The organism is Burkholderia sp. E168m23, from assembly GCF_016586125.1.
GTDB lineage: Bacteria > Pseudomonadota > Gammaproteobacteria > Burkholderiales > Burkholderiaceae > Burkholderia > Burkholderia orbicola.
In genome coordinates this window covers 1-921 of the sequence record NZ_BCPP01001523.1, presented here as the reverse complement: position 1 = coordinate 921, position 921 = coordinate 1, and the positions used below count along the sequence as shown (strand labels likewise).

General features: G+C 70.7%; 1 protein-coding gene. It reads left to right on the top strand.

Translation table 11 applies throughout. The annotated features are described in order from the left end of the window. The coding region (locus JMF90_RS38630; RefSeq protein WP_201326501.1) for an AMP-binding protein at positions 1-921 on the top strand (921 nt) is incomplete at both ends.

Here is a 921-nt window from a genome sequence, read left to right as displayed (position 1 = left end):
TCTGCCGGTCGATCCCGACTATCCGGCCGAGCGCATTGCATACCTGCTGCGCGACGCGCGGCCGGCCGTCGCGATCACGCAGGCACATCTGCGCGAGCAGGTCGAGGCCGCGCTGGGCGAGGGCGCCGATACGCAACTGCTGACGGTCGCGGATCTGCTGGCCGACGAAGCGGGCGATATCGACGATGAAACCGCGGCGACCGACGACGCGCAGCTCGCGTACCTGATCTACACGTCCGGCTCGACCGGCAAGCCGAAGGGTGCCGGCAACACGCACGGCGCGCTCGCGAACCGGATCGCGTGGATGCAGCATGCGTACCGGCTGACGCGCGACGACGTCGTGCTGCACAAGACGCCGTTCGGCTTCGACGTGTCGGTGTGGGAATTCGTGTGGCCGCTGGCGATCGGCGCGAAGCTCGCGATCGCAGCACCCGGCGACCACCGCGACCCAGCCCGCCTGGCCGCCGCGATCCACGCGCACGGCGTGACGGTGCTGCATTTCGTGCCGTCGATGCTTGCCGCGTTCGCCGCGCATCTCGACGATTTCTCGGCCGCCGCGCAATGCGACAGCGTGCGCCTGATCGTCGCGAGCGGGGAGGCGCTGGCGCCCGAACTCGTCGCGAAGATGGCGCGGTTGCTGCCGAACGCGACGCTCGTGAACCTGTACGGGCCGACCGAAGCCGCGATCGACGTGTCGCACTGGACCTGCGGCCCCGATGACGCGCATGCGGTCGCGGTGCCGATCGGTCATCCGATCGCGAACCTGCAACTGCACGTGCTCGATGCCGCATGGCAGCCGGTGCCGGCCGGCGCGACCGGCGAACTGTATCTCGCGGGCGCAGGCCTCGCGCGCGGCTATCTCGGCCGTCCTGCGCTGACCGCCGAGCGCTTCGTGCCCGATCCGTTCGTGCCGGGCGCCCG